The following is a 19,284-nucleotide window of genomic DNA, read 5'->3' on the forward strand; positions in this document are numbered from 1 at the left end:
TGGCGGTAATTTTAAAAGAAAACCGTGAAAATTGAAAAAAATAGATTTACATATTCATACTGTTCAATCTGTTAGTGACAACAGATACTTCGATTTTAATATTGAATCACTAAAAGAATATGTTGATTTATTAGAAATTGATTGTATCGCAATTACAAACCATAACTTGTTTGACAAAATCCAATTTGAACACATTTGTCAAGAGTTAAATATAAAAGTTTTCCCAGGAATAGAGATTGATTTAGAAAGTGGTCATTTACTTCTGATTTCAGAAAATGAACTACTTGATGACTTTAATTTAAAATGTCAAAAAGTAAAAGACTTAATTCCCACGAAAGATGACTCAATTAGTTATGAACAACTAATTGAAATTTTCCCAAACCTAAACAATTATCTTTTAATTCCACATTACGACAAAAAACCAAATATCAAACCAAACACAATAACAAAATTTGGAGACAACATTTTTGTTGGAGAGGTAACGAGTTTGAGAAAGTTTAAAGCTTGTATTAAAGAAGCGGACAAACTAACACCTGTAATATTTAGTGACTAGGTTTGTTGAAAATATGCCTTCATATCCCACCAAACAAACATTCGTAGATGCAGAAGACACAACCTTAAACGCAATTAAAGGTTGTTTATATGACAAAACAAAGGTTTTTCTTTCTAAAGAAGATGGTAATGATTTTTTCCAAGCTACAGATGACGGTATAATTTTATCAACGGGCTTAAATGTTATTGTTGGCGGACGTTCTTCTGGAAAAACTTACACTTTAGACAAGATTTGCGATAACTTTGATAATGTAAAATATTTAAGACAATTCTCTCTGCTTCAAAACGATAAAGAAAATTTTAAAAAATTAGTTACAACAAGACACAGTTTAGTAACCGAAAACTATTTAAAAGAATTCAAAGATGTCGTTTTAGATGTTAACGAAATTGACCTTAAATCAAATGATATTTCTCTCGAAAAATATTTAAGTTCACTTAAAAAGTATGCTTCAGAAAGCGATAATTTAGATACATTTTCATATATAACGAAACTAAATTTACATTAGACAATTTAGAAAACCTAAAAAAACTAATCTCGGCAACAGAAACCTTACTTGAAACTAATGAGTATAAAGACATTGTCAACAAGCATATCACTGATGATAGTTTAAAGAACTTAATTACAGAACTGAACTTATCGAAAAACACAATGAACTTTATGAAAAGAATCTAAAAAAGGATTGGACAAATAGTCTAATTGAATCAATAAAAGAAAGTTTGAGATTTCGTTCAACAACAACTTCAATTGAGGATGTTGATTTTGAAAAAATTCAATTTGAAAAAATTAAAGTTCAAAAATTTACTAGACTTGTTAAGAATGTTCAAACAGAAAAAGTAATTGACAGTAAGGAGATAAGAGGTTTTAAAGTCTTGGCAAAAACTAAAAAATATACTGGAGCAAACCAGCTTAAAAAGAAAAGCAAGACTAATTTAGGATTTAGCGAAGCATTTAATAATTATGAGAATCCATATAAATTTTTAATTGCACTTCAAAATGTAGGAATTGAAGAAACTGATTTCTATAAATATTTTGTGGACATAGATTACAGAACACTAAATAAACACGGTTATGAGGTTTCTGGAGGTGAACGCTCGGAATTCAATTTGCTTCACGAAATAAGTGATGCCTTAAAACACGACTTATTACTTATTGATGAGCCTGAATCTTCATTTGATAATATTTTTCTAAAAAGTGAAGTAAACGAGTTAATTAAAGAAATTGCAAAAGAAATCCCTGTAATTGTAGTCACTCATAATAGTACCATTGGAGCTTCAATCAATCCAAACCATCTTGTTTTTACACAAAAATTAGTTAACAGTGGAAATGTAGAATATAAAGTCTTTTTTGGGCATCCTACAAGTAAAACATTAAAAAATGTTGATGGAGAATTGATTAAAAATTTAGATGTACTTATGAACTGTCTTGAAGCAGGAGAAGAAGCATACAACCAACGAAATACAATGAATTATGAAATTCTTAAAGATTGATGATAACCAAGCCTTTTTTATAAAAGACAAAAACGAACCTGAAATATGGACTGAAATTGACAAAATAGAAAAAGATGATTTATTGAAACTTTTAGATTTCGCTACAGAAGATGATTTTGAAATGGATGTTTACGATGAAAATACTTTAGCGAATAAAGCACATCAACTAATCTACAAAAGTATATCTGAGAAGCTGAATGTATTTTTAACTAATAAAAGTAGATTTAAAGACCAAACCGAAGCAATATATAAGGAAGCTTTGGAAAAATACCAATAAAAAACTACCGCCAACAATGGCTCCTATAAACAATTGGGGCGAAAGTGATAAAACGAAAGTATGAACATAAAACAGAGGTCGGTGCCAAACCGAAAAGTCAGGGCTTAAAATTCCCAACTGTTCATAGCCGAGACCGTTTACTTGGCTATAGAAAAAGCGGTTATTTCTATTTTATAAAGCAACCATTCGGCTGTTTCATTGGGAAGCCCTGTGGTTCCCTCTAACTTTAAACCGAGCTTTTCGATAAGTTTTTGCGACGAAATATTGTCTTTTTTGGTTATGGCCTTTATTTCTTTCAGCTTAAAATCTTCAAAAGCAGCCTGCAACAATCTTTTGGATGCTTCAAATGCATATCCCTTTTTTCCGTATTCGGGCAAAAAGGCAAAACCTATGTCAATCCCTTCTACCCCTTCCCGATCGTATAGGCCTACGCTCCCTATTTTTATTTGGTCCGATTTTCTAATAACGGTATAATTGGAATAGCCTAATTCTTTAAGCTGGGGAAGCATGCTGTTTTCAATATAAGCAACCGCAGCTTTTATAGATTTTACCTTTCTATCGCCTATATATCGAATCCAATGTGGGGTATTAAACAATTTGTACACCAAATCGGCATCGTTTGTGGTAGTTGGTTTTATTAAAAGCCTATCGGTCTCGAGTGTTTTGTAATCGTTCATTTTTTTCTGTGGAATTGCTCTACTTATGGAAATTATAGATAAGGCAGCCTATTTTATTTCCTTGTAATTCTCCAACCCGGATTTAAGCCATTCGTAATAAGTTACGGCATCGGTATATTGTTGTGGGGGATTAAGCAATTCAAAGCTTGGCGACATTAAAATATAATAAGGTTGCGAAGCCGTTCTAAAGTTAATGGTTTGAAAGGTGGCCCATTTATCCCCGATGGTTTTTATTTCCTTTACGCGGCCATTTTCTGTTTTAAAATTGAACTGTTCATCTTCCGATAGGTTTTTTCGGTCGTCCACATATAAAGAAATAAGCACATAATTTTCGTTCAGTAACGAAAAAATTTCGGGTTCGCTCCATACATTTTCTTCTATTTTACGGCAATTTACGCATGCCCAACCCGTAAAATCCAACAAAATGGGCTTGTTGTGCTCTTGGGCATAGGCCAGGCCTTCTTCAAAATCCTTAAAACAAGTAAGTCCCAATGGGCAATTGCTTTCCTGTGGATAAATGCTATAAAAAACGGGAGGCGGAAAACCACTAAGCATTTTTAAATTGGATTCTTTGGACTTTTGAAGCCCGGGAACCAAATAAATAATAAAGCAAACAATGGCAATCCCAAAAATAGCCCTGTAAAAACTTAGTTTTTTCTTGGGGCCATCATGCGGAAAACGGATAAGTCCGAACACATACAAGGCCATGGCCACAAAAATAACAATCCATATCCCGATAAATACTTCCCTTTTGAGTATTCCCCAATGCTCTACCATATCGGCATTTGATAAAAACTTAAATGCCAGTGCCAGCTCCAAAAAACCAAGTATTACCTTGGTAGTATTCATCCAACCGCCGGATTTAGGCAATGACTTCAACATATTTGGGAATAGTGCAAACAGTGCGAACGGTAATGCCAAGGCAACACCAAAGCCAGTCATACCAACTGTTAACTGGGTAGCACCGCCATCGTTGGAAAGCGAGCCTGCCAACAACGAGCCCAGAATGGGACCCGTACACGAAAAAGATACAATGGCCAATGTTAATGCCATGAAAAATATGCCTACAATCCCTCCGGAACCCGATGCCGAATCCATTTTATTTCCCCAAGACGAAGGCAAGGTAAGTTCGTAAAACCCAAAGAACGAAAATGCAAAAAAGATAAAAATGACAAAGAAAATTACATTGAGCCATACATTTGTTGAAATGTTATTTAAAATTTCGGGGGCGATGGAATCTAAAAAGTGAAAGGGAATGCTCAAAGCCATGTAAATCCCAATGATAAATACGCCATAAAGCACCGCATTGGATATTCCTTTTCTTTTATTTCCCGACTGCTTGGTAAAAAATGAAACTGTAAGCGGTATCATTGGGAACACACAAGGCGTAAGCAATGCTATAAGTCCGCCTAAAAACCCAAGTATGAACAAACTGGTAAGATCTTTTTCCTGCCCAGAGCTATCACCCTGCTCGTAATTTAAAAGGTCTTTGTTTTTTATGGGCAGTTCCAAATTTTCGATTAAATTAATGCTTTGGCCGTCTACTTCCTTATTAAAAGAAACTTTGTTCCCGTCAAGGGAAAAACCTAAATCGGCATCCCTAAATATGCAACGTTCGTCATCGCAGGCCTGATATTGTACCAGCCCAATAACCGAAGGCGTTTCGGGGTTTATAAGCCTTATACGCTGTTTAAATGTGGCGCTATTGGCAAAATAGGCCAGTTCCATTTCAAATATTTTATCAAATTCAGTTACGGGCTCGCCCTCCTCTATGCCGCCCACCAATTCAATGTCCTTGCCTACATTTTGAAAAGTAAACTCGGTTGGAATAATTGCTGCTTCCTCGCCAAGCGGCTGGTTTTGTGCATATAAATGCCAATGCTCGATAATTTCTGCATTGATTATTAAGTTGTATTCTGTTTCAGATATTTTTTCTACGGAAGTACTCCATTTTACCGGTTCCTGTGCCTGTAAAAAAGTAGTCAATAAAAGTATAAAACCAATTAGTAAATTACGCATCAACGCTTTCAATTTTAATTATTTGCTTCGTTTTTTCGGTTACTTTATATCGGTTATCGGCCCTGTGACCAATAACCCAAATAATTTCATTGTTATTATTGCAAAGCAACCATTGTTGTTCTTTATCTGGAAGCGAGAATTTTTCGTCTTTAAAGTATTTACTTATTTTCTTCTTCCCTTGCATTCCAAAGGGGTAAAAATAGTCACCATTTTTCCATTTCCTGAGTTTTAGGGGAAACTTTAACTTTTCTTTATCAACATAGACTGTACAAGGGTTCGACGTGTTTATATGGTCTACTAAATCTATAGACAAATTGATTGGTGTTGTTAACCGGCTATTTTCTTCATAGATACAATATATTTCCTCTTTATTTTGAAAATCAACAGGAGTTATAATGATGGAATCCCGGTCTTTTACCAGTCTATGGGTTTCAGAAAGAAGCTGTTTTCCGCTTTGCGATTGCAAAATATCTTCAATTTCGTTAGGTTCGGTAAAACCATAATCGGCAAAGAGGTAAAATAGATATGTTAGCCTTGGGGAAAGGCTTTTTAATTTATCGATTTCAATAATGATTTTATCATTTTCTTCAATAAAAATATCCGATCGTAATTTTACGATGTTGTTTTCTATCAATTTGGCATCCCCTTTTAGGTTTTCAACGGTACGTTTAAAGTTATTTAGCAATGCAGGATTTATCTCTTTTAGCTTCGGAATAATATCGTGTCTCAATTTATTGCGCAAATATTTTGTTTCGGCATTACTGCTATCTTCCCGCCAAAGTATGTTGTTATGAATTGCAAACTCTTGGATTTCTTCGCGCGAAAATAACAACAAGGGGCGCACAATATAGTTGTTGACTTCTGGAATGCCCGTTAAGCCCTGCAAACCCGTGCCCCGTGACAAGTTTATTAAAAACGTTTCAAGGCTATCGTCGGCATGATGTGCCGTGCATAGATAATCAAAATTCAAAACGTCCTTTTGTTCCTCGAACCATTTGTACCGCAAATCCCTTGCGGCAATCTGTGTTGATGTTTTGTATTTTTCAACATACGCATTGGTATCAAAACGTACACTGTAAAAAGGAATCCCGTATTTTTTTGCTTGTTTCTGAATAAATTGCTCATCGGCATCACTTACGGCACCGCGTAACTGAAAATTACAATGCAGGACACAAACATCCATTTTTAATTGATGGAACAAATACAATAAAACCATGCTGTCTATTCCACCGCTCACGGCAACTGCAATACGTGATGAAGATAAAAAAGACAAATGCCCGTTTATATGATGATGGAATTTTTCTAACATATCACAAAAGTAGTTAAAGACATTTTTAAATGAATATGTTTTGATTTTTTATTGCAAAAGGGATGATATTTAAGTTATTAAAATAAATACTTTGCAGCAAAAAAAAGTGCTATTGACTTACCCTTTCACCATATAATTGACCGTCCAACCATTCAATAACGGTTTTGTAGACATCTTCTTTTTCCAGGTCGTTGTGCAATTCGTGGTAGCCTCCTTTGTATAGTTTTAGGGTAACAAAATCTGATTGTTTTGCAAAAGCCTTGCTTGCCCAATGACTTGTAATGTAATCTCCAGTTCCATGAAGCAATAATATTGGTTTCTCAATCGCTTTGGCATTGTTAAGCACCCATTCGCCCCATTTTATAAAAGGAAAGGTAAAGTTTGGACTTATGCGATCGTGCACCAAAGGGTCTTCTTTATATTTTTCAATTTCCCGCTCATCCCTTGATATGTATTTGGGCTCAATCCCGCTGGGCATTGTTACAAAAGGAAGTATGTAATAAAAAATTTTGCCCATATTGATTTTCCAGCTGGGTGGATCGAATGCCATACGTAAAAACGGACTCGTAACAATAATACCCTCAATTTCGGGGTTACGCTGCATAGCATAGTTTAACACCACATTTCCACCCATGCTATGCCCGTATAAATATACCGGGAGCCCAGGAAACACTTCTTCTTTTTTTTCAAACACAGCTTCAACACTGTCCAAAACAGCTTTATAACTTGGGCAATGTCCACGTTTTCCTTCACTATGGCCATGACCAAAATGGTCGAAACTAAAAACGGCATATCCTGCATGAACCAATTCCGGGATTAAAGAACTTGTGTACCTCCCACTGTGCTCGCCCATGCCATGCACTAATATTACTGCTGATTTTGGTGATTCCCTATGCCAATATTGGCCAAACAAGCGTTTATTTCGACAATAAAAATGATAACCTTGGTATTCCATAAATGGATTTGGGGTAATGGTTAGTTACCCCTAAAATCGTAAATTGTAATGAAATACGCTATTTTTTAGTTAGAATTATTTAAAATACTGTTACAATAGCTAATTAAAACCCGCAAGTTTTTCAAAAAATTTGCGGGTTTTGGTTTATAAGGTTTTATTTTTTTAAAGGATGCGCTTTTACACCTTCTTTGGTGATCTTAACGGGAAGTATGTGTCCGTTTTCATCAAACTCCATGACTTCAATACAGGTTTCGCGGAAATCCCTTCCTTTTTCAGACATCGGACGTCTGTGATAAACAATATAATACGTGTCGGCGTCCGGAACTTTAATTACAGAATGGTGCCCGGCTCCATTGGCAATTTCTGGATCTTGTTGCAATATTTTATCAATACGCTTAAAAGGCCCCATGGGCGAATCGGCGATGGCGTAGGCCACACTGTAATCTGGTCCTGTCCATCCTCCTTCAGACCACATAAAATAGTATTTTCCATCGCGTATAAACATAAAAGGGCCTTCAACATAACCTTCAGGGGTAATCTCTTTAAAAACGGTACCGTCTTCATAAGGAACAAACCCCGTAAAGTCGTCATTTAATTTTGCAATGTTGCAGTGTTTCCATCCCCCGTAAATTAAATAATACTGTCCGTCTTGGTCGTGAAACACAAACTGATCGATAGGCTGTGCGCCGTTATGGAATTTATCAATAAGTGGTTTTCCCAATAAATCTTTGTACGGGCCGCCCGGTGCATTGGAAACGGCTACCCCGATCCCGCCCAATTCATGGTCGTTCTGTATGTCGTTCGCGCCAAAAAACAAGTAATACTTATTGTCTTTTTCAATAATAGACGGTGCCCAAACGGCCCGTTTTGCCCATTTTACCGCAGATGTATCCAATACTTTTTCATGCTTGGTCCAATGTACCAAATCGGGGGAAGAAAAAGCATCAAAAAACACTTGTTCTTCATACGGAGCAGAATACGTAGGGAAAATCCAATATTCATCGTTAAAAATTATTCCTTCCGGATCGGCATACCAACCGGGAAAAACAGGATTGTTATTTTGTGCATTTAGGGAATAAGCAACTACAAAAAGTAGGGAAAGAACCAGTTTTTTCATTTATTTAATCGTTTTAGTATATTCTATATTTATTCTAGCACCTGCCGCATGGCTTTGGCTTTAATCAAACATTCTTCGTATTCATTTTCGGGAATGGATTGTGCGGTAATGGCACTTCCGACGGAGAAAGATACATATCTTTTTTTATAATTGTACAAAATACTTCTAATAATTACATTAAAGTCGAAATTGCCATTTGGCGCAAAATAGCCCACTGCCCCGCTGTACAAACCACGTTTGGTTTCTTCTAGTTTTTCTATAATTTTCATGGCCGAAACCTTGGGCGCCCCGGTCATGCTCCCCATGGGAAAGGCTGCTTTAATAATGTCGACGGAATTGGTTTCGGGGGCAACTTCTGCACGAATGGTAGATATAAGTTGATGTACCTGCAAAAAAGTATATACTTGGCACAATTCTTCCACTTTTACGCTTCCTTTCACGGCAATGCGTGAGAGGTCGTTTCTAACCAGGTCCACAATCATTACATTTTCAGAACGCTCTTTCGGGTCGTTCTTCAATTTTTCAACCAATAATTTATCTTCGGCGGGCGTAAGGGCCCTTTTGGCAGTGCCTTTTATGGGCTGGGAAATAATGGTATTTTCTTCCCGGCGGATATATCTTTCGGGTGAAGCCGACAATAAATAATGGCAATCGTGTTTTAAAAATGTGGCAAAAGGCGGTTTGGAAATAGCATTGAGGTTTAAAAAAGTTTTTAAAGGGTCTATTTCGGTATCTTCAGCATAAAATTCCTGACAAAAATTGGCTTCATAAATATCGCCGCGATGAATATGGCGAAGCATTTCCTTTACTTTATTGTAATATTCATCTTTATGTATGCGTAATTTTATTTTTACATCCTGTTGATTTGGCGGTTCTTTACTTGGGATTTCTATATTTTGAATAGTTTCCCAATCATTTTCCATTTCGTCATCAATCATTTTCAGGTAATGCATTTCCACAGTGCCCTGTTTCAACAAGAATAATTTTTGGGGCTGAAAGAAAAAAAGATCGGGAAACTCCAATCCATCATAATTATCGGACGTAAGTTCCTCAACGGTATTCTTTAAATCGTACGTTAAATATCCAAACAGCCAATCGTTGGTAATGCTCTGATATTCTTTTAAATCGTAAAATGCATTTTGGGTATCTGTTTTTAGGGAAGTAAAGGCCTCAACGGCCAAAACAGCCTCGTAACTGCTGTGCGATTGCCGGTATTGATTACTGTCCAGCCAAACAACTTCATTGAATTGCGCTGCCCATTGCAACAATTTGTTTTTAAACACTTCAATATTGTTTGTATTGAATTGTTTAACAGTTCTAACCATAGATTAAATAAGGTTTACGTTAGTTTGTTACAAATTTAACAAAGATTACGCTTTTTAATCTAATTATTATTGCTAATATTGTACTGTAGAATTAAACAAAGAGAACGAATATTTGCATTATGCAAAAAGAACTTAGAAATATTATAACCACATTGAAAGCGTTGCTTGTATTAACGACGCCTTCATATGTATTGGTTCCTGTTCGCCATGTTCGTTTCCCACGCCGTCGTCGCCCGTAAGGGTGCGATATTCTTTTTGGAGCTAGGTGTGTCCAGCTCCCCTTTCAAAAAAACATTTTCAAATTTTCATTAATTTTTTAACAAGGTAATTGAATGCAAATACTTATTGCAAACGATACGCATATTGGCTATGCCCAGGAAATTTGCGATACCATTGAAGAATCTGCAAAACAGCGCGGAACCGGTATTGCCAAACGTACTCCTGAATATATTACCACCAAAATTCAAAACGGGAATGCGGTGATTGCCCTTGAAGGAACAAAATTTGCCGGGTTCTGCTACATTGAAACATGGGGGCACGGAAAATTCGTGGCCAATTCGGGACTGATTGTTCATCCTGATTTTAGGGGAAAAGGATTGGCTACCGATATTAAAAAGAAGGTTTTTGAACACAGCAGAAAAAAGTTTCCCGATGCAAAAATTTTCGGGATTACAACAGGTTTGGCCGTGATGAAAATTAATTACGATTTAGGCTACGAACCCGTTACTTTTTCTGAGCTTACAGACGATCCCAGTTTTTGGAACGGATGCAAAACCTGTAGAAATTTTGATATCCTAACCCGAAACGAAGGAAGAATGTGCCTGTGTACCGGAATGCTGTACGATCCGGTAGAAAAAGAAAAAAACAAAAAAGCGCAGCACAAACACAAGTACGATTCTAAAGTACTTACACGATTAAAAAACATTAAAGAATCCCTATTTCTTAACAAAGAAAAAAAGAAAGAAAAAGAATCTAAAAAATGAAGAAATTAGTATTGGCATACAGTGGCGGCCTGGACACATCTTATTGTGCAAAATCCTTATCGGAAAGTGGTTACGAAGTACATGCCGTAAGTGTTAACACCGGAGGTTTTTCTAAAGAAGAAATACAAGAAATTGAAAAAAAGGCATTGACTTTGGGTGCTAAAACATATGTTTCCCTTGATGCCGTTCAAACATTTTATGATAAAGTAGTAAAATACCTTATTTATGGAAATGTACTTAAAAACAATACCTATCCGCTATCGGTTAGTGCAGAAAGGATTGTGCAGGCTATCGAAATTGTAAATTATGCCAAAGAGAATGGAGCAAAATATATTGCCCATGGAAGTACCGGGGCCGGAAACGACCAAGTACGGTTTGATATGATTTTTCAGATTTTGGCCCCCGAAATTGAAATTATCACACCAATTCGGGACAATAAACTATCCCGACAGGAAGAAATAGATTACCTAAAAAGTAAAGGAGTGCACATGGCTTGGGAAAAAGCCAAATATTCCATCAATAAAGGTTTATGGGGAACCAGCGTTGGTGGCGACGAAACCCTTACCTCCCACTTGCCCCTGCCAAGCGAAGCTTACCCAAGTCAGCTTGAAAACATGGGAACACAAAAAGTAAAACTGACTTTTACCAAAGGAGAACTTAGTGCAATTGACGGAAAAAAGGGAAAACCTGTAGCACTTATTGAAAAACTGGACGAAATAGCTTCGCAATTTGCCATTGGAAGAGATATCCATGTTGGCGATACCATTATCGGCATAAAAGGAAGGGTTGGTTTTGAAGCCGCCGCGCCCATGGTAATTATTAAAGCACACCATACTTTGGAAAAACACGTATTGACCAAATGGCAACAGCAGCATAAAGATTATCTGGCCAATTGGTACGGAATGTTATTGCATGAAGGAAATTACTTGGATGAGGTTATGCGGAACATCGAAACTTTTTTAACAGATACTCAAAAAAATGTTTCTGGAGATGTATGGGTGAGCTTGCATCCGTACCGGTTTTTTATTGATGGAATCCAGTCGAAACACGATTTAATGAATGCCAAATTTGGCAGCTATGGCGAAATGAACAAGGGCTGGAGCGCCGATGAAGCCAAAGGATTTATCAAAATAAATGCCAATGCGGCAAAAATCCATCAGTCGGTCAATCATAATTGATTAACAAATGTCACCCTGAGCACCTGTGCTGAATTTAGCTTCAGTATGTAGAAGGGTTTTTGAACAGTGCTTCAACCTGCCCGAAATGCCATGGCAGGCGGGCAAGCTCAGCATAACAGTATAACAGCATAACAACACAGCAACAAACAGCATAAAAAAATGATTAAAGCAGGAATTATAGGAGGCTCAGGATATACAGGAGGCGAACTCATCAGGATTTTAATAAATCACCCGCACGCCGGAATAGATTTTGTATATAGCACAACAAGAGCCGGGAAGCCTATTGCCGAAACGCACGAAGACCTTGTTGGTAGTTGTAGTTTAAAATTTACCGATACTATCAACCCAGAGGTAGATGTACTCTTTTTATGCCTTGGGCACGGTAATTCCATAGCTTTTTTAGACGAATATTCTTTTTCGGCAAAAACAAAGGTTATTGATTTAAGCAATGATTTTAGACTGGATAAAGACTCTAATTACAAAAAAAGGGAATTTGTTTACGGGTTGCCCGAACTGCAAAAAGAAAAAATTAAAAATGCACAAAATATAGCCAATCCGGGGTGTTTTGCTACGGCCATTCAGTTGGCATTGCTCCCTTTGGCAAAAAAAGGCCTGTTGGCAGCCAATATTCATATCAATGCCATTACCGGAAGTACCGGGGCCGGGGTTTCTCCATCGGCGACATCGCATTTTAGTTGGAGAAACAATAATATTTCCTGGTACAAACCATTTACACACCAACATTTAGGGGAGATCAATCAAAGTATTGTGAGCCTCCAGAACAACCAACCAAACATTTTTATGCTTCCGCAACGCGGCAATTTCACCAAGGGGATTTTTGTAACATCTTATATGAAATTTGAAAATAGTTTGGAAGAAACTTGGAATTTATACAAGGATTTTTATGTTAAAGACCCGTTCACACATTTATCAACCAAAGAAGTTCATTTAAAACAGGTAATAAATACCAACAATTGTTTTATACATCTTCACAAGCACGAAGACGTGCTGCTTATCACTAGTGTCATAGATAATTTAATAAAAGGCGCCTCTGGTCAGGCAGTGCAAAACATGAACTTACTTTTTGGTTTTGATGAATGCGACGGACTTAAATTAAAAGGAAGTTATTTCTAAAACTAAAAAACAAAACAAAATGGAAGTTACCGTTATTGGGTCAGGAAATCTAGGAAAATCGATCATTACAGGACTCGCATCCAGCGATTTATTTGATCCAAAGAACATCTTAGTAGCAGACAAATCAGACGAAAATCTGGAAATTATTAAAAAACAGGCAGGTGTTTCTGTTACGGCAGACAATGTGCAGGCCATAAAACAATCTAAATGGGTTATCCTTTGTATTCAACCAAGAATTTTAAAAATCGTTCTTAACGAAATAAAGGGGCACCTAAAAAACGATCAAATATTAATCTCTACCGTTACCGGGGTTTCCATTAGCGAAATCAACGAAATTGTTCCAAACAACAAAGTAATAAGGGCCATGCCAAATACCGCCGCCGTTAAGCAACAATCCATGTCGTTTATCTGTGCCGACGATATGGAGCATGAAGACGTATCGTTTGTGGAAAAAATGTTCGGGACCATTGGAAAAACCATGGTTATCGAAGAACGCCTCATGCAAGCGGCAACCGTATTGGGCGCAAGCAGCACGGCATTCTTTCTTCGCTTTTTAAGAGCATTGACACAAGGTGGCGTGCAAATGGGCTTTCACCCGCACGAGGCACAGGAAATTTCGGCTCAGGTAGCTATTGGTGCCGCCGCATTAATAGAAGACGGTACACATGCCGAAGTTGAGGTAGACAACGTAACCACCCCAATGGGATGCACCATTGAAGGCCTGAATGCCATGGAACACAATGGGCTAAGCTCTGCCGTAATAAAAGGAATTATGGCCGCTTATAAACGAATTAGCGATATTAAATAAGGACCAAAGCCAAAAACACCTTCAAGGAATACGGCTTAACAATAAAATAATAAACTCTGTATACAATAAATGAAACTGTTTGATGTTTACCCTTTATACAACGTTACTCCCGAAAAGGGAAAAGACGTGTATGTTTACGACGAGAACGGGCAAGAATATTTAGACCTCTACGGAGGCCATGCCGTTATCTCCATTGGCCATGCTCATCCTACGTATGTAGAACGCATTACCGAACAAGTAAACAAATTGGGCTTCTACTCCAATGCCATTCAAAATCCGCTTCAAGTGGAGCTGGCAGAAAGATTAGGAAGGCTTTCTAATTGCGAGGAATATAGTTTGTTTCTCTGCAATTCTGGGGCAGAAGCCAATGAAAACGCATTAAAATTAGCATCGTTTCACACCAATAAATCGCGTGTCATTGCTTTTAAAAATGCTTTTCACGGAAGAACATCTGCAGCAGTTGCAGCTACAGACAATAGGGCTATAAACGCTCCTATTAATAACCAGCACAGCGTCACCACATTCCTTCCTTTTAACCAACTTCACTCTTTAGATTATGAATTAGCGTTCGGTGACGTTTGTGCGGTTATTATTGAACCCATTCAAGGCGTTGGCGGATTAGACGAGCCCGCCACCGAGTTTTTACAAGGAGTGGTCAAATTGTGCAAAAAACATCATGTAGCTTTAATTTTAGATGAAATTCAATCCGGTTACGGAAGAAGCGGGAAATTCTTTGCCTTTCAGCATCATGACATTCAACCTGACATAATTACAGTTGCCAAAGGCATGGCAAACGGCTTTCCTATTGGCGGGGTTTTAATACACCCTAAATTTGAAGCCAAACACGGAATGCTGGGCACTACCTTTGGAGGCAATCACTTGGCATGTGCTGCTGCGCTTGCTGTTCTGGACGTTATTGAAAATGAAAAATTGATCGATAATGTGAATGAAATAGCTGCTTATTTTGAAGAAAAAGCCAAGAAAATCAATAGTTTACAAAAACTTAAAGGTAGAGGGCTCATGCTTGGAATGGAGTTTGGACAAAATGTATCAGAAATAAGAAAAGCGCTTATTTACGAGAAAAAAATATTTACCGGCGGCTCGTCAAATAAGAACTTATTAAGAATTTTACCGCCATTAACGATTCAAAAGCATCATATGGACAGCTTTTTTGAAGCTTTGTCCGATGTTTTAAAAAATCAAAATTTGTAATGAATAAAATACTGACAATTTCCGAAAGAAATAATGTATTAACAACAATGGCAGAATTGATCCGCGAGGAGCAATATGCCATTATAAAAGCAAACAAAAAAGACCTCGACGGCTACAATGGCGAAGATCTTGCCATGGAAGACCGCCTAAAGGTAGACGATGCTAAAATAGACGGAATGATAGCGTCGTTAAAAGAATTGGCATCGCAAGAAGATCCTTTGGGAAAAGAGCGGTTTCATTTTAAGCATGATAACGGAATGGACATTTTTAACAAAACGGCCCCCTTTGGGACCATTATGATTATCTATGAATCCAGACCCGACGTAACTGTTGAAGCAGCCGGGATTGCCTTTAAATCCGGGAACAAAATCTTGCTGAAAGGTGGAAAGGAATCGCTAAATTCCAACCTTTTGATTGTAGATTTATGGCACCGCGCCATGAAAAAACACAATGTTTCAACAGAGTGGGTTGAATATTTACAGTTTAACCGACAGGAGACTCAGGCTTTTTTAGAAAACCCCACGCAACAAATAGACCTTATTGTACCACGTGGCGGGGAACGGTTGATTCAATTTGTAAAAGAAAACGCAAATTGCCCTGTAATTGTAAGTGGCCGGGGAAACAACTTTGTATATGTTCATAAAAATGCCGACCTTGATTTGGCCATGAAGGTTATTATCAATGCCAAAACCGCAAAAATATCCGCATGTAATGCACTGGACAAGGTTTTAATAGATACCAACCTTCCAAATTACAAGGATTTTGTAGCCAAGTTATTAGATCGGTTAGCCGAATTTAATGTAGATGTCCATGTGGATAAGGAATTGAATAATTTTGACAGTGTAACTGTAATTGAAGATGATAATATTTGGTATGAAGAATTTTTAGATTATAAAATTGTAATTGGCGTTATCGATTCTGTTGAAGATGCCATTGCAAAAATCAACAAATATTCGGGCGGGCATTCGGCAGCTATTATTACCAAGGATAATGATGTAGCCGATTTGTTTATGACAACAGTAGATTCTGCCGCAGTATATCATAATGCTTCAACTAGATTTACAGATGGTGGAGCCTTAGGATTGGGTGGCGAATTGGCCATAAGTACCGATAAATTGCACCAGCGAGGACCCATCGGGCTTGAGCATTTGGTTACCAACAAATGGTATATTCACGGTAACGGACAAATTAGATAACAGAAATAATTAACAATAAAAATTTGATAATCCATTCTGGTCAAACCGGAATATTTAGCTCTCTGAGCAATAAACACAACTATAATTTAAAAACAGAAAAATGAGTAAGCCCAAAAAGAAGAAAAAAAGAATTCTATTAAAAATAGGTTCCAATACGCTTACAAAAGAATCAGATCAAATATCAAGAGGGAAAATCGAAGATATAGGTCGGCAAATTGCAGCACTGCAAGACGATTACGAGTTTGTAATTGTTAGTTCCGGCGCAAAGGTAGTTGCCAAGCAATTTGTAAACCTGGAAAGCACTTACAGCGAAGACATCAATGTAAAGCAAGCTTTAACATCCATTGGCCAGCCACATTTAATACGTATTTTTCAAGAAAGCTTTAGAGAATTGGGGCTGTTGGCATCGCAATGCCTCCTCTCCTATTCTGATTTTGAAAAAGACGTTTCAAAAAAGAATATTGTAAACACCATCAATATATTGGTAGACAACGGTTACATTCCAATTATCAATGAAAACGATACTGTTGCCACCGACGAAATACAATTTGGAGATAACGATAAATTGGCAGCGTTGACCGCGGCACTTTTAAAAGTAGATTTATTGATTATTGCCACTAATACCAACGGTATTTATACCAAAGAATCGTTTAAGGAAGGATCGCCCGAAACTATTGAAGAAGTAAGCGATTTCTCCGACCTTAAAAAAGAAGTGGTAGACGAAGATAAATCTTCGCACGGTACCGGTGGTATGAGCTCGAAAGTGGTTGCTTTGGAGATTGCCAACAAGGCAAATATCGAAACTTGGATTGTAAATGGTCTGGAAGATAATTTTATCTTAAACACCATTAATCAAAATACCGCTTTTACAAAAATTGAATGATTTTTAATATAACAAGCCTATAGATAAAAGCCCAAAAAGTAATTCCATACACTATAAACATGTATAAAAGTTATGCTTTTTGGGCTTTTTTTATGTCATTTCGGAAAAAAATGAAGCCATCAACCAAAAAAAGAATTGTCCTAAAAATTGGATCCAATACCCTGACCCGGGAAACCAACCATATTTCCCGCGGTAAAATAGAAGATATTGCCAGGCAAGTTGCTTCTTTAAAAAACGAATATGAGTTTATTATTGTTAGCTCGGGCGCCATTGCCGCAGCCAAACAATTTGTAAAGTTAGAGGGCAATGGCAAGGAAATTAACGTAAAACAGGCGCTTGCATCCATTGGGCAACTGCATTTAATGCGTATTTATCAGGAAAACTTCAGGGAATTGGGCCTGTATATCTCCCAATGCTTGCTTTCTTATTCCGATTTTAAGAGCAAAACATCCAAAGACAATATTGTAAATACCATCAATATACTTTTACAGAACGATTATGTCCCGATTATAAATGAAAATGATACCGTTGCCACCGATGAAATTAAATTTGGCGACAACGATAAACTGGCCGCCATGACCGCCGCACTTTTAAAAGCCGATTTATTGATTATTGCAACCAACACCTATGGCATATATACCAAAAAATCGATGCAAAATGGAACCCCGGAAACCATTCGAGAAGTTATGGGCTTTGAAAGCTTGATAAAAGAAGTAGCCGATGGAAAATCATCGCATGGAACGGGAGGAATGAAGTCTAAAGTTGATGCCATTGAAATTGCAGTAAAATCGAACATAGAAACATGGATTGTAAACGGTATGGAAGAGAATTTTATAACCAAAACCGTACTTGGAAATATTCCATACACTAAAATTATAACTAGATAAAAATATTGATAATCAAATAATTAAATCCATTAATTTAAAGTATTAATTCATCATTATAAATTCTTAAACCGTAATGAAACACTTCCTTGACCTTGAAGATATAAATAACATAGACACCCTGATTTCTGAAGCCATTTCTTTAAAATCCAATCCTTTTTCCTCTAAAAAATTAGGAGAAAATAAAACCATCGGCCTCCTATTTTTCAATTCCAGTTTACGTACGCGTTTAAGTACTCAAAAAGCAGCGCAAAATTTAGGGATGGATGTTATAACCATGAATTTGAATTCGGATAGTTGGGGACTTGAATTTGAAGACGGAAGCGTTATGAATGCCGGTACAGCAGAACATATTAAAGAAGCCGCGGCGGTTATCTCGCAATATGTAGACATTATTGCTTTAAGGGCCTTTCCTTCACTCACCGATAAAGTAAAGGACGAAGAAGAACAGGTTATTAAAAGTTTTCAAAAATATGCTTCGGTTCCCGTGGTAAATATGGAAAGTGCCACGGCGCACCCGTTACAGGCCTTAACAGATGCTATAACCATTACCGAATTTAAACAAAAAAAACGTCCAAAAGTAGTATTAAGCTGGGCGCCACACCCGCGGGCTTTGCCACATGCCGTGCCAAATTCTTTTGCTAAAATGATGCAGATGATCGATGTCGATTTTTGCATTACCCACCCCGAAGGCTATGAATTAAACCCAAAGATTACTGGAAACGCACCAATTGTATACAATCAAGAGGAAGCCTTAAAAAATGCCGATTTTGTCTATGCCAAAAACTGGAGCAGTTATAAAGATTACGGGCAGATAAAATGCACCGATGAAAGCTGGATGCTTACACTTGACAAAATAAAAACAGCTAAATTCATGCACTGTTTACCGGTAAGGAGAAACGTGGTTGTAGCCGATGAAGTTTTGGACAGCAATCAATCCATCGTTATTCAGCAAGCAAACAACAGAACATATGCTGCACAAGCGGTTTTAAAGGAAATATTGAAAAACGTAGCCGAGTAATAAAGTGGCTAAGTGGCTAAGTGGCTAAGTGGCTAAGTGGCTAAGTGGCTAAGTGGCTAAGTGGCTAAGTGGCTAAGTGGCTAAGTGGCTAAGTGGCTAAGTGGCTAAGTGGCTAAGTGGCTAAGTAAAAATATTCGATTAATTATAGAAATGAAAATGTACAGAGAATTAATTGTTTGACAAAAATGACGTAAGAATGACATGTTGCAGACGTTACATAAAACATTTATTCATTAATACTTTTACTTCAAATTAAAACTTAAAAA

19 protein-coding genes are annotated in these 19,284 nt (G+C 37.1%); 13 read left to right on the plus strand and 6 right to left on the minus strand.

Annotated features, from left to right (window positions below; genetic code table 11):
- Window positions 1-31 precede the first annotated feature (31 nt).
- The 4 genes from PSF86_RS07105 to PSF86_RS07120 all read left to right on the plus strand — a co-directional run bounded on the left by PSF86_RS07105 (window position 32) and on the right by PSF86_RS07120 (window position 2,317).
- On the plus strand, window positions 32-553 hold the full coding sequence (locus PSF86_RS07105; protein ID WP_277899362.1) for a PHP domain-containing protein: 522 nt from the start codon (window positions 32-34) through the stop codon (window positions 551-553).
- A 13-nt stretch (window positions 554-566) separates the two neighbouring features.
- Complete coding sequence (locus PSF86_RS07110) at window positions 567-1,058, plus strand: hypothetical protein (protein WP_277899363.1); 492 nt, start codon at window positions 567-569, stop codon at window positions 1,056-1,058.
- A gap of 211 nt (window positions 1,059-1,269) precedes the next feature.
- Complete coding sequence (locus PSF86_RS07115; protein WP_277899364.1) at window positions 1,270-2,040, plus strand: hypothetical protein; 771 nt, start codon at window positions 1,270-1,272, stop codon at window positions 2,038-2,040.
- Window positions 2,021-2,317, plus strand: a complete 297-nt coding sequence (locus tag PSF86_RS07120) for a hypothetical protein (RefSeq protein WP_277899365.1) — start codon at window positions 2,021-2,023, stop codon at window positions 2,315-2,317. The genes PSF86_RS07115 and PSF86_RS07120 overlap by 20 nt, the downstream gene beginning before the upstream one ends.
- A gap of 137 nt (window positions 2,318-2,454) precedes the next feature.
- Here PSF86_RS07120 and PSF86_RS07125 read toward each other — a convergent pair whose 3' ends face one another.
- From PSF86_RS07125 to pabB, 6 genes are all read right to left on the minus strand, one after another.
- Window positions 2,455-2,994 (minus strand): GNAT family N-acetyltransferase, encoded by a 540-nt coding sequence (locus PSF86_RS07125; protein ID WP_277899366.1) that lies wholly within the window; start codon window positions 2,992-2,994, stop codon window positions 2,455-2,457.
- Between the two features lie 48 nt (window positions 2,995-3,042).
- The gene (locus PSF86_RS07130; RefSeq protein WP_277899367.1) at window positions 3,043-5,013 is read right to left on the minus strand and encodes a protein-disulfide reductase DsbD family protein; all 1,971 of its coding nucleotides are present in this window, start codon (window positions 5,011-5,013) and stop codon (window positions 3,043-3,045) included.
- Window positions 5,006-6,322 (minus strand): tRNA lysidine(34) synthetase TilS, encoded by a 1,317-nt coding sequence (tilS, locus tag PSF86_RS07135; RefSeq protein ID WP_277899368.1) that lies wholly within the window; start codon window positions 6,320-6,322, stop codon window positions 5,006-5,008. Before tilS ends, PSF86_RS07130 begins: the two co-directional genes overlap by 8 nt.
- Before the next feature lie 109 nt (window positions 6,323-6,431).
- Window positions 6,432-7,277, minus strand: coding sequence for an alpha/beta hydrolase (locus PSF86_RS07140; RefSeq protein WP_277899369.1), 846 nt, complete (start codon window positions 7,275-7,277; stop codon window positions 6,432-6,434).
- Between the two features lie 154 nt (window positions 7,278-7,431).
- Window positions 7,432-8,394, minus strand: a complete 963-nt coding sequence (locus PSF86_RS07145; RefSeq protein WP_277899370.1) for a glycoside hydrolase family 43 protein — start codon at window positions 8,392-8,394, stop codon at window positions 7,432-7,434.
- Window positions 8,395-8,423: 29 nt separating this feature from the next.
- Window positions 8,424-9,719, minus strand: coding sequence for an aminodeoxychorismate synthase component I (gene pabB, locus PSF86_RS07150; protein WP_277899371.1), 1,296 nt, complete (start codon window positions 9,717-9,719; stop codon window positions 8,424-8,426).
- 332 nt (window positions 9,720-10,051) lie between these two features.
- Here pabB and PSF86_RS07155 point away from each other — a divergent pair, with 332 nt between their 5' ends.
- The 9 genes from PSF86_RS07155 (at window position 10,052) to PSF86_RS07195 (ending at window position 19,018) form a co-directional block, all read left to right on the plus strand.
- Window positions 10,052-10,702: a GNAT family N-acetyltransferase gene (locus PSF86_RS07155; RefSeq protein WP_277899372.1), complete on the plus strand. Its 651-nt coding sequence runs from the start codon at window positions 10,052-10,054 to the stop codon at window positions 10,700-10,702.
- Window positions 10,699-11,880: an argininosuccinate synthase gene (gene argG, locus PSF86_RS07160; RefSeq protein WP_277899373.1), complete on the plus strand. Its 1,182-nt coding sequence runs from the start codon at window positions 10,699-10,701 to the stop codon at window positions 11,878-11,880. Before PSF86_RS07155 ends, argG begins: the two co-directional genes overlap by 4 nt.
- A 159-nt stretch (window positions 11,881-12,039) precedes the next feature.
- Window positions 12,040-13,014 (plus strand): N-acetyl-gamma-glutamyl-phosphate reductase, encoded by a 975-nt coding sequence (gene argC / locus PSF86_RS07165; RefSeq protein ID WP_277899374.1) that lies wholly within the window; start codon window positions 12,040-12,042, stop codon window positions 13,012-13,014.
- A 19-nt stretch (window positions 13,015-13,033) separates the two neighbouring features.
- On the plus strand, window positions 13,034-13,822 hold the full coding sequence (gene proC / locus PSF86_RS07170) for a pyrroline-5-carboxylate reductase (protein WP_277899375.1): 789 nt from the start codon (window positions 13,034-13,036) through the stop codon (window positions 13,820-13,822).
- A gap of 69 nt (window positions 13,823-13,891) precedes the next feature.
- Window positions 13,892-15,034 (plus strand): aspartate aminotransferase family protein, encoded by a 1,143-nt coding sequence (locus tag PSF86_RS07175; protein ID WP_277899376.1) that lies wholly within the window; start codon window positions 13,892-13,894, stop codon window positions 15,032-15,034.
- Window positions 15,034-16,230: a glutamate-5-semialdehyde dehydrogenase gene (locus PSF86_RS07180; protein WP_277899377.1), complete on the plus strand. Its 1,197-nt coding sequence runs from the start codon at window positions 15,034-15,036 to the stop codon at window positions 16,228-16,230. Before PSF86_RS07175 ends, PSF86_RS07180 begins: the two co-directional genes overlap by 1 nt.
- 100 nt (window positions 16,231-16,330) lie before the next feature.
- A complete protein-coding gene (proB, locus tag PSF86_RS07185) occupies window positions 16,331-17,113 on the plus strand; it encodes a glutamate 5-kinase (RefSeq protein ID WP_277899378.1) in 783 nt (260 codons plus the stop codon).
- Between the two features lie 110 nt (window positions 17,114-17,223).
- The gene (gene proB, locus PSF86_RS07190; RefSeq protein ID WP_277899379.1) at window positions 17,224-18,000 is read left to right on the plus strand and encodes a glutamate 5-kinase; all 777 of its coding nucleotides are present in this window, start codon (window positions 17,224-17,226) and stop codon (window positions 17,998-18,000) included.
- Between the two features lie 73 nt (window positions 18,001-18,073).
- A complete protein-coding gene (locus PSF86_RS07195; RefSeq protein ID WP_277899380.1) occupies window positions 18,074-19,018 on the plus strand; it encodes an N-acetylornithine carbamoyltransferase in 945 nt (314 codons plus the stop codon).
- Window positions 19,019-19,284: the final 266 nt, after the last annotated feature.

This window comes from Galbibacter pacificus (assembly GCF_029603165.1).
Lineage (GTDB): Bacteria > Bacteroidota > Bacteroidia > Flavobacteriales > Flavobacteriaceae > Galbibacter > Galbibacter pacificus.

Excerpts from the sequence above, each read along its gene's own strand:
- PSF86_RS07175 (WP_277899376.1), top strand. The coding sequence starts at position 13,892 with ATGAAACTGTTTGATGTTTACCCTTTATACAACGTTACTCCCGAAAAG.
- PSF86_RS07145 (WP_277899370.1), bottom strand. The coding sequence starts at position 8,394 with ATGAAAAAACTGGTTCTTTCCCTACTTTTTGTAGTTGCTTATTCCCTA.
- PSF86_RS07180 (WP_277899377.1), top strand. The coding sequence starts at position 15,034 with ATGAATAAAATACTGACAATTTCCGAAAGAAATAATGTATTAACAACA.
- PSF86_RS07125 (WP_277899366.1), bottom strand. The coding sequence starts at position 2,994 with ATGAACGATTACAAAACACTCGAGACCGATAGGCTTTTAATAAAACCA.
- PSF86_RS07195 (WP_277899380.1), top strand. The coding sequence starts at position 18,074 with ATGAAACACTTCCTTGACCTTGAAGATATAAATAACATAGACACCCTG.
- proB (WP_277899379.1), top strand. The coding sequence starts at position 17,224 with ATGAAGCCATCAACCAAAAAAAGAATTGTCCTAAAAATTGGATCCAAT.
- PSF86_RS07130 (WP_277899367.1), bottom strand. The coding sequence starts at position 5,013 with ATGCGTAATTTACTAATTGGTTTTATACTTTTATTGACTACTTTTTTA.
- PSF86_RS07120 (WP_277899365.1), top strand. The coding sequence starts at position 2,021 with ATGAAATTCTTAAAGATTGATGATAACCAAGCCTTTTTTATAAAAGAC.
- argC (WP_277899374.1), top strand. The coding sequence starts at position 12,040 with ATGATTAAAGCAGGAATTATAGGAGGCTCAGGATATACAGGAGGCGAA.
- PSF86_RS07110 (WP_277899363.1), top strand. The coding sequence starts at position 567 with ATGCCTTCATATCCCACCAAACAAACATTCGTAGATGCAGAAGACACA.
- pabB (WP_277899371.1), bottom strand. The coding sequence starts at position 9,719 with ATGGTTAGAACTGTTAAACAATTCAATACAAACAATATTGAAGTGTTT.
- PSF86_RS07155 (WP_277899372.1), top strand. The coding sequence starts at position 10,052 with ATGCAAATACTTATTGCAAACGATACGCATATTGGCTATGCCCAGGAA.
- argG (WP_277899373.1), top strand. The coding sequence starts at position 10,699 with ATGAAGAAATTAGTATTGGCATACAGTGGCGGCCTGGACACATCTTAT.
- PSF86_RS07140 (WP_277899369.1), bottom strand. The coding sequence starts at position 7,277 with ATGGAATACCAAGGTTATCATTTTTATTGTCGAAATAAACGCTTGTTT.
- proB (WP_277899378.1), top strand. The coding sequence starts at position 16,331 with ATGAGTAAGCCCAAAAAGAAGAAAAAAAGAATTCTATTAAAAATAGGT.
- tilS (WP_277899368.1), bottom strand. The coding sequence starts at position 6,322 with ATGTTAGAAAAATTCCATCATCATATAAACGGGCATTTGTCTTTTTTA.
- proC (WP_277899375.1), top strand. The coding sequence starts at position 13,034 with ATGGAAGTTACCGTTATTGGGTCAGGAAATCTAGGAAAATCGATCATT.